Raw genomic sequence first — 13,297 nt, 5'->3', positions numbered from 1 at the left:
TAATGCTGATAGGGGGTAATTGTTTTTTGCCATCTATATTGCACTCGTTAAGTTGCCGTAATTATACATTTAATCCTAAACGATATGACCAATGAATAAGCTCGGCTACTTTGTGCACATCCAGTTTTTTCATCATATTAAGCCGATGAGTCTCAACTGTTTTTTGGCTGATCGAAAGTCGGTCCGCAATAATACGATTACAGGCACCTTCGGTAATTAGTTTTAGAATTTGCCGTTCTCGTGGCGTGAGAATGGGTTGGTTGTTCTCGGTATCTTGCGACAGTTTACTCACCAACTCGCTATTTAGCGCAGGATCAATATAGCGCTTCCCCGCTGACACTGTTTGAATCGCAGCCATTAGAATCTGCTGCGAGCTTTTCTTTAAAACATAACCTAGCGCTCCACTGCTTAATGTTCTGCTGGCGTAATGCTCCTCATGACGTGCTGTTAGTGCCAAAATCTTCATGGTTGGCCAGCGGCGAAGAAGCTGAATAATTACATCAAGACCATCCATACCGGGTAGACCTAAATCAATAATTGCCATATCTGGCTCAGCCTGACGACATAAATTATAGACGTCTAGCCCATTTTCCGCCTGACCGACAATATGATAGCGCGGATAAGCCGCGAGCATATTTTTAATCCCATTAATAATCAGTTCATGATCGTCGACGATCAGTAATTTCGTTTTCATAAAGTCCTTCCTTTTACCTGATGATTGAAATGGAGTCGTAGGAACTCCTAAGCTAATAACGAATGAATTATCTCGTCCAGGCGAGTGAGATCTTGCTGTGTAATGGTCTCCTTGGCTTCAATGGCTATTTCCAGTTGAATGGCTGCATTTTGTAATTCAATAAGCCCCGCTTGACCGGCGCAGCCTTTTAGCGTGTGGATGATGTGCGATAAACTGGGAATATGAGTGAGAGATTCGCTTGCCTGCTGCACCAGCACTTTTAGCGACTGAAATAATTTCAGACGAAGTAAGTCATCATCCACATTTAATAACGGTCTGGGGATTGAGATGTGGGGGGAGAGAGTGATATCGCGCTCAAGTTGAAATTGTGCTGCCAGATCGAGCACTTCTGCCAATTGACAAATAGTGATCGGTTTAGAGAGATAGTGGTTCATCCCCGCTTGATAGGCCTTTATTTTTTCGTCAGGGTTAGTATTGGCACTCAGTGCCGTTATCATGCAGCGATTATCACGATTAATTATATCCTCACGCCAACAGCGGGTGGTTGTCAGTCCATCCATACCCGGCATACGAATATCCATTAATACCAGATCAAAACGTTGAGTTTGACCAAGATGCAGTGCCACCTCACCACTCTCGGCCAATGTGACTTGGTGCCCCAACTGCCGCAGCATCATACCGGTAATATCACGATTCGTTTCTGCATCATCGACCAGCAATATAGACATATGCCAAGGTTGCAGTGGAAGTTTTTGCTGTATCTCATGCACAGATAATTCGGGAGAATTCTGGTCGCTCAGGTACTTTTCTACTTTGGTATATAAGCGGCCTGGTAGATAGTTCAGCTCTTTATCAGTAAATGGCCCCGACGGCGAGAGTATAGACTCATTATTTTCTGGTAAGCAGGTAATACCCCAGGCAGATAATTGCGGGTGTAATGACGGTGGTGCGAATAATTCGCCTTTAAAAGGCTTGGCTGGGGTTATCCCCTGATACGGCAAACTTAATGTGAAACGGCTACCCTGACCTAATTGACTGAACAGCGTAATTTCCCCCCCCATCATTCTTGCCAGATTATCTGCAATTGTTAGCCCTAAACCAGTGCCATGCCGATGGTCACACGTTTGGACAAAGGGGCTGAATATCGCCTGCTGATGCTGTATATCAATGCCACAGCCAGTATCTTCAACAGTGAAACAGAGATGTTTGTCTTGACGTTCGATATTAAGACTAATATGACCCTGTTGAGTAAATTTAATGGCATTGCCCAATAAATTAATCAGAATCTGTTTTAATCGTTGGCTGTCTAATTCAAGTGATAGAGGGACGTCTGAGCTGACATAAGTAGAGAGAATCACTGATTGACTCAATACTTGGCTATGAACCGCCAGCATGGCCTGATCTAATAGAGGTAATAGCGCCGTTTTCTCCTGAGACAATGTCATTTGGCCCGACTCAATGCGAGAGAAATCCAAGAGATTATTGATTATTGCCAATAGCGATTGTGAACACTGGCGAGCTGTCTCCGCCAACTGATATTGTTCAGTGGTTAGAGTCGTATTTTGCAATAATTCAACCGCGCCTAAAGCCCCATTTAGGGGGGTGCGAATTTCATGACTAATAGTGGTCAGATGCATGCGCTTGCGGCGGTTAGCTTGCTCGGCAGCCTGCTTTGATTTTGCCAGCGCCAGGGTGCGTTTCTTGACTTTCATTTCCAGTGTGTCGTATTGCTCATTCAGTGCATCTAGTAAGTGATTGTAAGCACAGGCAATTTGTCCTAACTCATCCATGCGCTTAACGGGCAAACGCGGCTCCATAGTTTTTGGGCCCGTGGCCGCCATAATATTAACGAAGTTCCAGAGGGGAATTGCCAGGTAATAACGCAGCAATAATGAAAGCACTAGCGTGAGTAACAGTAAAATAGCGAAGGCAAAGGGCAGTTGATGTAAGGCGGGCTTGGCCGCTTCCCAGGCAAAACCGACTCTGGGATATATCACTAATTGTTGCCAACCTGGGCCTTTTAACTGCGTTCTCAAGACTAAATAATCTGACGTCTGCTGCCAGCCATCATGTAACTGAATATTTTTTAGCTGGCGAACAATGTCATGTAATTGACTTAACGGTATATTCTGTTGGGATATTGGTAATAACTCGCCATTTTTATCCAGCCATATATTAATGTCCCGTTGTCCTATTGGTTGATTATCAGTGAATAATTCATTTAGTTTTAATGAAAAACCGGCTAATGAGCCTTTTTGATCACATGCGGCCACAGAAACATGCCAGCCATTTTGCGCAGAATAAGTCGGCATACCCCAGAAAATATTGTCGTGACTCGGGAATATTGGCAGTAGAAGCAACTCCTTCCGTCGCTGACTCAAATAATTAATGGATACAGATTGTGGTCGGAATAGGGTGATTCCATTTTTGCTATTAATGGTAAAACTGTCGAGATAATAGGTTTGACCGGAATTGCCGTAAGCTTGAGTGATGGGGTAATTATGCCTGGATTGGATAACACTACAGTTCCCTGAGCTAAAAGGGACGCTGTTATCTGTATCACTCTCTAAGTGGGGAATCGGGAGCCGCCAGATCGACTGATAGCTTATCTGGTGGTTGATTAACGATGCGGCATCACGTTCAGCCCCTTCAAATTGGTAATTGCTTAAATCTGCACGTAATGACGCCATATGTGTTAATTCATTCACCAGTCGTTGACGTGTATCCTCATATGAAAAAAATGCCGTAGCCGAAATCGAGATTAACCAAATGGCCATTAATGTGATGCCCAATATGAGTGTCAATCGAGTGACGAGTGATGATGAATTGTCCATGATGATGAATTGCCCATAAAGTCACCTAACTGTTTTTTTTAGTACGCCACAGTCAAAATTTGATATCAAGAATTACACTGAATTCATCATTCCTCGTTATGGATTCATTTAATTATAAAAATGAAATTCAGGTTTTCGCCTTGTGGCGAATAGTGATATACAGCGGATAATAGAACTGTAGTAATGCAGGAGTTATTGTCGATGCTGGAAATTTTTAAAGTGCAGCCTTTAATTAATGATATCAACTTATCAGATATTAATATTATTCACTTTACCTTAAGAGGCATTCCATTTAAGACAATGGATTATAAGCACTCAATTTGTATTGGTGTTTTTTTTATAGACAGAAAAATGATATCTGATGCGACTATTCGATATATCACCCTTATGTTGGTATCTCTTGAGGAGCTGCAAGACTTTGCCTTGCAGCTTAGTGATGGTTATTGGTGGCTATGGGGCCGATATACGTTCGATGAACGCGGCACCCTTGATGAGAAACATCAGGCGCTATCGATAAAGTTAGAACAAATTCATTCAATTATTCAGCATCTTAACTCTTTGGTTACCAAAGTTAACTCACCCAAAACAGATGTTTCATTGAAACCGATAAGAAAAATATGAGGGTGAATTTATGAAAAGAGTGGCAGGTTCAATATTACTTTTGTTCGCGTCACTGGCCCAGGGGCAAGAGATCCCTTGGCAAGGTGAGTCTTTCTTTATTTATAGCCGGAGTATTGCCGTTTCTGACCTACTAAAAGATTTAGGGATAAATTATGGTATTCCGGTAGTGGTTAGCCCGGAAATAAGTGAACACTTTAGTGGGAAAATCCGTGATAAAACTCCAGCGGAGATACTGTCTGAGCTAGCCGGGTTGTATAACATTACCTGGTACTACGACGGAGACATTCTCTATTTTTACAAAGCCCAGTCCATTCGACGGGAATTTATATCGCCCGATGGGTTATCGACCAGCACGCTGATAAAATATCTACAAAGTAGTGGTGTTCCGGCGGCTAAAAATTGTGTTGTCAAAGCGGTTTCTCGCCTTGGTGCCATTGAAGTGACGGGGGTTCCTATCTGTATTGAGCGCGTGACCACATTGAGTAAAATGCTTTCTGCACAAATTCGCAGTCAAAATGAAAATAAAGAAACGGTGTCCGTCTTCCAACTAAAATATGCCTCTGCGGCGGACTCAAGTTATCAGTATCGTGATCAACAAGTTAAATTACCGGGCTTGGTCAGTGTGTTACGGGAAATGACGATGGCCAATAATTTGCCGCTGGTGGGTGGAAAAGGACAAACAAATTCGCCGATCAGCCCCCCACTCTTCTCAGCAGATCCTCGGCAAAATGCCATTATTGTTCGAGATCGTCAGGTCAATATGCCGATCTACCGCAGCTTAATTGCACAGTTGGATCAGCGCCCAATTCAAATAGAGATCTCGGTGACCATTATTGATGTTGATGCCGGGGATATCAGCCAACTGGGTATTGACTGGTCAGCGTCTACGTCTATTGGCGGGGCAGGAATTTCATTTAATAGTGGATCGGGGAGTAGTGGCACGGGCAAAAATAGTGCTGATGGATTCTCTACTGTTATTGGTGATACTAGTAACTTTATGGTGCGCCTGAATGCCTTACAAAAAAACTCCCGTGCCAGAGTTTTATCACAGCCTTCGGTGGTGACCCTGAATAATATTCAAGCGGTTTTAGATAAAAATGTCACCTTTTATACCAAGCTACAAGGTGACAAAGTCGCCAAACTTGAATCAATTACATCAGGATCACTATTGCGGGTCACGCCGAGAATGATTGATGCGGACGGTGAAAAAGAGGTGCTGCTCAATCTGAATATTCAGGATGGGCAACAACAGGCACCGATCAGCAATAGCGAGCCGTTACCAGAAATACAAAACTCAGATATCTCGACCCAGGCCACGTTACGTGTCGGGCAAAGTTTACTCTTGGGTGGCTTTATTCAAGACAAGCAAATTGAATCGCAAAATAAGATCCCTTTATTGGGTGATATCCCGTTATTAGGCGGATTATTCCGCAGTACGGATAAGCAATCTCACAGCGTTGTTAGGTTATTTTTGATTAAAGCGGTGCCAGTTAATACGGGGGAGTTATATGACCGTAAGCTATAAACTCCGTCTATTAAGTGGTGAACTTAAAGGGCGTGAACTGAGACTCCCTGAGGGGGAATTTACACTGGGTGAGCAGGGCTGTGATGTGCTATTGCCCCTACCGCAGGGAGAAATATTGACGTTGGTCATCAGCGAACACCAAATAATGATGCAGGTCGCTGGCGAGGTGTGGGTTAATGGTTTCCGACATAATTTGCAGCAAGCACTCCCGCTAAAACAGGCGATCGAAACCTCCGGATTGATATTGGTCCTCGGCGAGGAAAATGACGTTTTAAGTGGCGTTAAAATTACTCCTCGGGCAGGAGCGCACTTATTGCTGTTGTTATCGGTAGTGACATTAATCCTATTGTCACTGCTACTCATATTGATCTTTTGGGTTATGCAGCAACCTAAAGAACTGCAAGCTTATTTTACCCCAGATATGCCGACCCAACTCTCTGAACAGTTAAAAAAACCGGCTTTACAGGGTGTAAAAGGAAGTTGGCTCTCAGATGGTAGCGTGATGCTGAGTGGTCACTGTACATCCTCTTCCGCGATTATTAATTTGCAGAACTTCTTGGTGTTAAATCATATTGTTTTTCAGAATCAGTTAGTTTGTGATGACCACTTAATCACCAGTATCAACGATGTATTGCATCAGTACGGCTACCAAGATGTTGAGGTTAAAATAGGCGAAAAATCTGGGGATATTATTCTCCATGGCTCGATTGAAATGGGGGCGCAATGGCTAGATGTCCAGAAAGCGTTGGCTAGTGTCGCAGGATTAAAGCGCTGGAAAGTTGTTAATACTCACGATGGACAAATTTCGCTATTAGTTGAGCGCTTAAAGAAGCTGGGGCTGTTAGGTTATCTCAGCATGAGACAAAGTAATAACGAGGTGATCATCAGTGGTGTATTGTCACCTGATCAACAGCAGCAATTGATGAATATGCTGGAAACCCTGGCCCAGCAGCAACCGGATTACCTTGCGGTGAGATATCAGAATATCCCCATTTCAGATCAAACTGAGCAGCTACTCCCTGCCGGGATTGTCAGTTATGGCGGAAACCGCCATTCAGGTTTTGTGCAACTGGCGAATGGCTTGCGTTTGCAACAAGGAACGATGCTGGCAAATGGTTATAAAGTGATTTTTATCGGCGAGCAGGGTATATCACTGTTAAAAGCTAACCAATTAATCCACATACCAATGGGTTTTTAAGAATAGGGGAGTAAGCGAATGCAACATATTACTGAGTTGGAAGATGATATTAAGTTTCACTCCAAAAATATTCAGCAAAAGAAAGAATTATTGAGAAAAGAAAAGTTTATTATTGACTATCAATTATCTCTACAGCAAACACCGGATAACTATAAATATCTTAATAATGTAAAATTGGCGCTGGATAGTGCTGAAATCATCATTGATACATTGTCTATTCGTTATGATAATTAAATTTTGTTTCCATGATTGTTTTTTAAAATAATAATGTAAATCTAAAAGACAGACGGAAATGGATAGTCCAGAATAAATACATGGCTTAATGTATATATAAAGGAGTGTTCTATGAATGAAAATGATCCTATTCAGTATATGCTAATTGATCTTCAAGGAAGATATAATAAGTTATATTCTGATTTTGGTAAACTCAAAGACTACCAACAGCAAATTGAGCTATTAAAAGAGCGGGCTAATAATGATATTAGCGCACGGGAAATATTATACCGCCTAGATGCTGCCTTTCCGAATGGATTGGCGCAGGAAAAAACAAAAATGGCGGGCTGTATTTCACAAATGGCAATACAATTTAAGCAGCTGGAGACACAACTTAAAAATATCAACTCAAGTGAAAACCTGTAGTTAATAATCCCCTCCTCTGCTATTTATTTTTTGAAGATTGGAGAGTATATATGTCAACTATCAATCAAGTATCTATCCCAAAATATCTTTCAACTCATGCGGCCAAGTCATCTGGTGATGACGTCATAAAAAGCTCCTCTCCTTATGCCAGTAATGATGATTCTGACGATATTTTTAGTCTGGCTTTTAACGTCCTCTACTCATTTCTTGATGTACTTCGTAACCTTGCCTCGACTGATTTTAAAGGGATGCAGGCCCGCTCAAAATATGCCCGTGACGTACAAGATAATGCTAATCAGGTCGATGAAGTGATTGCTAAAGCCTCGAAAGGTGATGATAAAACCCGAGAGCCACTACCTGATTCAGTTATTAAATTTATGCGAGAAAATGGCATCAAAATTGGTGGTGTGAGTATCGATGATTATTTAAATAAGAATGGCCCATCATTGGATAAAGGGCAATTAGCGGCAGTGAAAGCGGCATTAGATAACGAGAAGACCAGTGCGACCGACACCATGACTCAAGATCAGTTGCAATTACAGAAATTGATGCAGAGTTATAACGTTTGCGCTAATAACATCAGCACATTGCAAGCAGGCTTAAAAGATTTACTGATGACTATTGCCCGCAGTTTCTGCTAATTAGGAGTGCCGTTATAGGGATAATAGTCTTAAGGACGGTGTGAAATGAATATTCAACCAAGTGATGCAGTGCTTAATTTTATGCGGCGTGGAGGTTCGCTGCATATGCTGGCTAATATGGACCCACAAGATCTGGCGCTGCTCTATGAATATACCGTACAGCTTTGTCAGGGAGGGGAGTTCGACAGTGCCAAGCGATTATTAAATTTGCTGGTCCGGTTTGACCATTGGAATTTCGCTTATTGGATGACATTAGGTTTGTGCTATCAACAAACCGCTGATTTTTATCAGGCAATTTATTGTTTCAGCCGTGCAGGACAGATACAGATAGATAATCCACGCCCATCTTGCTCGGCAGGAGAGTGCTATTTAGCCTGTGGTAATGCCGCTTATGCTGAAAAAGCTTTCCGAGCAGCATTAAATTGGTGCCATACCAACCCAAAGTTGGCGCATATAAAGCAACAAGCTGAACGAGGCTTGGCCGCTTTATTACTGGAGGTGCGACATGACTAACCCTATTTCATTAAAAACAGCTCCGACGGTTGATGGGGCCATAGCAATAACAGGGAAAACTACACCTATATCACCGGCTACTATGCCCGATTGGCGAGCAATCGCGGGGCTGCCGCCATCAATGGAGACGAATATAACCTCAGCCAAAGTGACGCAACAAAAAGCCCAGGCCGCATTGGATCGTTTACTAGTTGCTTTGCCACAATCCGCTACAAAAAAAGAGGGGGAGAACCGATTATACCTCGATCGACTCGCGAGCACCGATATGCAGCTGATTGTTGCGATGGCGGGCAATTTGAATCTGGGCGTTTTTTCCGATTTGTGTAAATCAATTGGCAAACAGATGGAACACGCCGCAGATGTGCAAACTTTTCTGCGTGATAAACGTGTTGCCGACTATCAACAACAGATTGATAAAGCTGTCGAACAGGCCGATAAAGCCAAAAAAGCCGGAATTTTCAATGCAGTATGCGATTGGATTGTTGGCGCAGTTGAGGTGATTTATGGCGCAATTAAGGTTGCCGAAGGGGTGTTAACCGGTAATCCGGTGGCATTGGCCTCTGGTGCTGCCTATCTGGCGGCGGGCACCGCCGGTTTGGTCAAAGCGGCGGCGGAAACAGCGATGCTATTAGGGGCATCGAAAGAGAAATGCCAGGAAGTAATTGATGTTGCAGGAAAAATACAGCTAGGTTGTGAATGTTTTGCGATGGCAATTGATCTGCTTCAAGCTGGTCGCGCTATCAATGCAGCCCGCGTAGTCACCAAAGGCACTGGCGATGTGCTGAAAGCGGGTAGCAGTGAAGTGCTACTCGATGCGATTAAGCGAGGTGTTGGCGAAGAGGTTGAGCAGTTGGTCGAACAGTTTGCTAAGGATGTCAGCAAGCAAGTTAGCACTGAAGTGGCCATGCAGGCGGGGGGGGTTGAGATGGCTGAGGCCGGTGACATGGCTTCAGCTGCGGCGAAACAGGCTATCGAAACGGAAATGACTCTGGTGCGCAATATCACCAAATCATTTACTCACGCAGGTGTAGAAAAGTTGGTGGGGGATGCCACCAAAGCATTGGTGGAGCGGGTGATCAAGAAGGGTATCATACTGACGGCAGAAGAGTTTGAACAGCAATGTACCAAAGCTATTATGAAAGAAATGGTCAAACAAATAATAAAAGATGTCACGACTTCACCATTACTGATTCTTCAAAAATGTACTCAAGGCGTCAATCAAATAAATAGTGGGCAGTTGTCTATTCAAAAAGCAGATCTGCAAAAAGAGATTGAACGGTTACTGCTTAATCAGGAGTTCACCCAATTTATGGATGATTGGGTAGAAAAAAATAAGCAGCGACAAACGACACAGTTAAAAGATATTTCTCATGATGCACAAGAAACAGTGAGTCAGTTAAACGATAACATTCATCAGAACGGGATGTTACAAACAAAAATTGCCAGTTCATTGATCTAATGGAGGTAGTGATGGGGATTTCAGTCAGTCATGAAATAAAATCACTTGAGCAAAATATGCCATCGGTTGATGGGAAGAGTTTTCGTGAGAGCAATATTGATGATGTTCTCACCTCCTTATCTGATGTTATTTTTAAAATGTTCGAATTGTTTAAAAAAATGCGGGATTTACTGAATGCCTATAACCAAAAACAGCAAGAGTTAGGTTGGGATCTGCAAGTGAATTCAATGAGTCAGAAGCGCGAAGCCATTGATGATTCGTGTGCCGCATCTACATTCAGTGGGGCTGGTAATATAGTTTCTGGTATTTTCAGTTTTGGCGGTGGAGCCGCGAGTGTTAAGTGCGGTGAATTGACTAGCCACATCGGTTCTGGTTTGGGGGGGATAAGTGCTGGCGGCTGTAAAATTACAGAGGGCAATTTAGCTCGTGATGCCGAAATATCCCGCATGACCGGTGATCTACAAAACAGTAACTCACAATCTTATGCCAAAAGCATCAGTGAATTACAAAACAGTCTGAGTGAAAGTCGACAAAGTTCGAAGGAGTTCAGTAAAGATATCACCAATATCATTAATCAAATCGCCATGGCGATGAAGTTATAATGTATGGATGCTATTACTCGCGCGTTACGCGATAAAGGTTGTGAGGTTAAAACTGCCTACTTTGAAAATAGCGGTATCAAGATAGGCAGTGAGTTTTCTCTTTATGGTTATCGAGTGGTTTATCGTATTGAGTATAGCGAGCTTATTATTTGTTATCTGGAGGTTATAACTAAAGATGAATTGCCCGGTGATTTTTTAAAACTCTTTAATTTCTTATATTGTTTAGGTAAATGTACCGCTGAAATTTCAATTATCAGAATGTTAGTGATTGATAATATCGCCAATCCAACACTGCAACTCATCCGACATCGGTTAATTAAGGTTTTAAGGGCGAAAGGTGCATTCAGTAAAAATATCGAGGGTAATGATTGGTTACTATTTGATGTCAGCAGTAGGAAATAGAGTATGGGAGGTCAAATGGGTGATGCCAGTATTGGCGATTTACAAGCTATCTGTAGCCAAATAAATAGTGTGCTGAAAGAACAGGGTATTATTAACCCAAACATGATGGAGACTCAACAGCCCGTTAGCCAACCGGAGGTGCGGGCGATATATACGCGCGGTTATCAGGCCTGGCTCGCGGATGACTATATCGCGGCGATCGAAGATTTTTCCTGGCTCACATTACACTGCCCGTTAGAGCCACGATTCCATCTGGCATTAGCGGGAGCACTGCAAATGCAGCAGGAGTATGTACTGGCACTGAGCGCCTATACTTGTGCATTGCTATTGGCGGCGGCGGACCCTGATCCTGTTTACCAGATGGCGATCTGTTTGCAGGCCCTGGGAAAGGGGGCGGATGCCAGAGAAGCGCTACAAACTGCCATTGAAATGAGTTATCTGAATCCGGAATACGCTCCCACCGCTGAAAAAGCTTTACGACTATTGAATAGAATATAAAGCAGACTCTCAGTCGTTATGGTTAATATTAAAGGAGCAAAATATGAACTTGGAGCCTTGTCTTCCCGCTAAATCAGGTATTACCCCACCTACAATAACAGAAGAGAGGGTGGATATAAATAATAGTACCAAGCCAACTCTCTCCTCTCCCGATAAATTTGAAATTGCCAATGAATCAAAAATAGAAATTAATCATCTTATTGATCTTCAGGAAAAGGATTCAGCTGAATTATGCAGTGCCAGAGTTAAGCTGGCCAAAAAACAATTTTTTATCAATGTCATTGAGATGGCTGTTTCCTTAATTGCATTTACTGTCAGTGTTGGGATGACGGTTTGTAGTGGGGGGGCCACCGCCCCTATATTAGTCCTGGTAGGGCTGAATCTTGTGTCATCGCTTGCAAATTTAGCCTGTGCTTATCATAACTGGGATTGCGCCAGCAAAGGTAAACCGGAGCTGACAATGGGTAATGACGCACTACAACAGGTCGTTTTTATTTTAGCTAAAAATGCCCAGGTATCGCCCGAAAATGCAAAAAAAATTGCCCGCCTCACTTCGTATTTGATTAAAACGGGATTATTTGTTGCGTTAGGTGTCGTCGGTTTTGTTATCCATCCGATGATTAATAGTAACGTATGTTTACTCGCCAGGAATTATGCCCCCATATTGTCATCTATGCTGAGTACGGCCGCTACGGGAGTACTTAGCACATGGATTGATCATAATAATGATGAAATAGAAAATGCCTTAGATAAGCTAATTGAGAATGAAAAGGAAGTCGTTCGTCAAATAGCTTTATTGGAGGGGAAGTTAACTATTATCGCTGGATAGTAAAGTTAATTATTTTATCTAAAATAATCAGTAGCAATGGGCTTGTTAAGAGTTAAGGTCTAAACCGGATACCTATTAATTCAATATCTGTCAATCTTATCTTAAGGCTAGCAACATCCTAAGGAATATAATGAAAACAATACAATTCATTCTATTTAGGCAAGAGGGAATATTACGCCATGAAGGTGAGTGCCACACTGTATCTGCAGGAAATCTGGTTGTTGCTGATGAGCAGGCAACGGTATCTGCTTTTTCGCAAAGTGCTTCTATCTCAATATTGTGTCACTCCATTGATCTTTTACCCATATATCAAGATCTCGCGAGCCAAATGGTGTCGTCGAATAAGTTCCGTTTGCCCAGTAAGATATCTGATCACCACAAAATATTGCCAGTAAGTCACGATATTATTGGGGCGACTGAGCAATTGCTTAATATACAACGCACCACCGCATTAAGGTTTATTTACCTTTACTGTTTAGGCTTGGATTCTGTCTATTTCTCCCGATTATTAGAGTCAATCGTAGGGACAAATAACGAATTATTGGAGTTCTTTGAGAAGAATCGCCTCAACCCATGGACAGTTTCACGTTATGCCGATGAATTGGGGATTTCGACCCGTAAATTGAATTTTCTGTTCTACGAGAAGTTCGGGATGTCAGCCAAACAGTGGTTACTGGATCAACGGTTGAAAAAAGGTTGCGAACTGCTGCTCTCGACACGATTACGGGTGGCAGATATTGCCATGGAGTGTGGGTTTAGCAATCACGCCCATTTTTCTGATAGTTTCCGTCGCCGTTTTCAGCAGTGCCCATCCCATATGCGCTCACTAATGGAGTAAGGGG

The 13,297-nt window shown here is 42.7% G+C and carries 15 protein-coding genes; 13 read left to right on the top strand and 2 right to left on the bottom strand.

Annotated features, from left to right (window positions below; genetic code table 11):
• Positions 1-61: 61 nt before the first annotated feature.
• Both FFE93_RS19610 and FFE93_RS19605 read right to left on the bottom strand, forming a co-directional pair.
• Positions 62-694: a two component system response regulator gene (locus tag FFE93_RS19610; protein ID WP_005278190.1), complete on the bottom strand. Its 633-nt coding sequence runs from the start codon at positions 692-694 to the stop codon at positions 62-64.
• 47 nt (positions 695-741) lie between these two features.
• Positions 742-3,528 (bottom strand): two component system sensor kinase, encoded by a 2,787-nt coding sequence (locus tag FFE93_RS19605; RefSeq protein WP_049602902.1) that lies wholly within the window; start codon positions 3,526-3,528, stop codon positions 742-744.
• 201 nt (positions 3,529-3,729) lie between these two features.
• On the opposite strand from FFE93_RS19605, the gene FFE93_RS21610 reads away from it, so the two are divergent.
• The 13 genes from FFE93_RS21610 to FFE93_RS19540 all read left to right on the top strand — a co-directional run bounded on the left by FFE93_RS21610 (position 3,730) and on the right by FFE93_RS19540 (position 13,293).
• Positions 3,730-4,149 (top strand): hypothetical protein, encoded by a 420-nt coding sequence (locus tag FFE93_RS21610; protein ID WP_049602903.1) that lies wholly within the window; start codon positions 3,730-3,732, stop codon positions 4,147-4,149.
• A 10-nt stretch (positions 4,150-4,159) separates the two neighbouring features.
• The gene (locus FFE93_RS19595; protein WP_049602904.1) at positions 4,160-5,674 is read left to right on the top strand and encodes an EscC/YscC/HrcC family type III secretion system outer membrane ring protein; all 1,515 of its coding nucleotides are present in this window, start codon (positions 4,160-4,162) and stop codon (positions 5,672-5,674) included.
• Positions 5,658-6,872 carry a type III secretion system inner membrane ring subunit SctD gene (sctD, locus tag FFE93_RS19590; RefSeq protein ID WP_049602905.1) on the top strand — a complete coding sequence of 405 codons (1,215 nt, stop codon included), beginning with the start codon at positions 5,658-5,660 and terminating at the stop codon, positions 6,870-6,872. The genes FFE93_RS19595 and sctD overlap by 17 nt, the downstream gene beginning before the upstream one ends.
• An 18-nt stretch (positions 6,873-6,890) precedes the next feature.
• The gene (locus tag FFE93_RS19585; RefSeq protein WP_049602906.1) at positions 6,891-7,106 is read left to right on the top strand and encodes an EscE/YscE/SsaE family type III secretion system needle protein co-chaperone; all 216 of its coding nucleotides are present in this window, start codon (positions 6,891-6,893) and stop codon (positions 7,104-7,106) included.
• 111 nt (positions 7,107-7,217) lie between these two features.
• Positions 7,218-7,511 (top strand): hypothetical protein, encoded by a 294-nt coding sequence (locus tag FFE93_RS19580; RefSeq protein WP_005278163.1) that lies wholly within the window; start codon positions 7,218-7,220, stop codon positions 7,509-7,511.
• 50 nt (positions 7,512-7,561) lie between these two features.
• Positions 7,562-8,152, top strand: a complete 591-nt coding sequence (locus FFE93_RS19575) for a chemotaxis protein (protein ID WP_049602907.1) — start codon at positions 7,562-7,564, stop codon at positions 8,150-8,152.
• Positions 8,153-8,197: 45 nt separating this feature from the next.
• Positions 8,198-8,665 (top strand): SycD/LcrH family type III secretion system chaperone, encoded by a 468-nt coding sequence (locus tag FFE93_RS19570; RefSeq protein ID WP_005278159.1) that lies wholly within the window; start codon positions 8,198-8,200, stop codon positions 8,663-8,665.
• A complete protein-coding gene (sctE, locus tag FFE93_RS19565; protein WP_032898687.1) occupies positions 8,658-10,124 on the top strand; it encodes a type III secretion system translocon subunit SctE in 1,467 nt (488 codons plus the stop codon). The genes FFE93_RS19570 and sctE overlap by 8 nt, the downstream gene beginning before the upstream one ends.
• A gap of 11 nt (positions 10,125-10,135) precedes the next feature.
• Positions 10,136-10,726, top strand: coding sequence for a hypothetical protein (locus tag FFE93_RS19560; protein ID WP_032898686.1), 591 nt, complete (start codon positions 10,136-10,138; stop codon positions 10,724-10,726).
• Positions 10,727-10,729: 3 nt separating this feature from the next.
• Positions 10,730-11,128, top strand: a complete 399-nt coding sequence (locus FFE93_RS19555; protein ID WP_138775841.1) for a pathogenicity island 2 effector protein SseE — start codon at positions 10,730-10,732, stop codon at positions 11,126-11,128.
• Between the two features lie 15 nt (positions 11,129-11,143).
• Positions 11,144-11,626, top strand: coding sequence for a tetratricopeptide repeat protein (locus FFE93_RS19550; protein ID WP_138776033.1), 483 nt, complete (start codon positions 11,144-11,146; stop codon positions 11,624-11,626).
• 43 nt (positions 11,627-11,669) lie between these two features.
• The gene (locus tag FFE93_RS19545) at positions 11,670-12,455 is read left to right on the top strand and encodes a hypothetical protein (RefSeq protein WP_138775839.1); all 786 of its coding nucleotides are present in this window, start codon (positions 11,670-11,672) and stop codon (positions 12,453-12,455) included.
• Positions 12,456-12,585: 130 nt separating this feature from the next.
• Entirely contained in the window at positions 12,586-13,293 is a 708-nt protein-coding gene (locus FFE93_RS19540) for a helix-turn-helix transcriptional regulator (protein ID WP_186367679.1), read from the top strand.
• Positions 13,294-13,297 lie beyond the last annotated feature (4 nt).

It is taken from the genome of Yersinia sp. KBS0713 (assembly GCF_005937895.2).
In the GTDB taxonomy this organism is placed as follows: Bacteria; Pseudomonadota; Gammaproteobacteria; order Enterobacterales; family Enterobacteriaceae; genus Yersinia; species Yersinia bercovieri.
Note: the sequence above shows the minus strand (reverse complement) of the source record. Positions and strands in the feature narration are given on the sequence as shown.